At 48.8% G+C, this 418-nt stretch carries 1 protein-coding gene; it reads right to left on the reverse strand.

Annotation, left to right across the window (positions count from 1 at the left end; translation table 11 throughout):
* A partial coding sequence (locus NE664_14620) for a methyl-accepting chemotaxis protein (protein ID MCQ4727868.1) occupies positions 1 to 418 on the reverse strand: 418 nt, incomplete at both ends.

Consider the following 418-nt stretch of genomic DNA (forward strand, 5'->3'; position numbering starts at 1 on the left):
GTTGACTCCCAGTGTTACCTGACTGACAGAAGCAGTCTGCTGGCTGGCGGCTTCTGCTATTTTATCGACAATTCCGCCTACCTGCTGAGCGCTTTCTACAACCCGCTGTAATGATTCCGCCGTACCATTGACCAGCTTCGTGCCTTTTTCTACCGCAGTAACCGTACCTTCAATCAAAACTGCCGTATTCTTTGATGCTTCCGCCGATTTACTGGCCAGATTACGGACTTCATCGGCTACGACGGCAAATCCTTTTCCGGCTTCGCCGGCTCTTGCGGCCTCCACTGCAGCATTGAGAGCCAGAATATTAGTCTGGAAAGCAATATCTTCAATGGTTTTAATGATTTTACTGGTTTCACTGGAGCGCTGGCTGATATCATTCATTGCAGATATCAGTTCCTGCATCTGTGTGTTGCAG

Source organism: Anaerotignum faecicola (assembly GCA_024460105.1).
Taxonomy (GTDB): Bacteria; Bacillota; Clostridia; order Lachnospirales; family Anaerotignaceae; genus JANFXS01.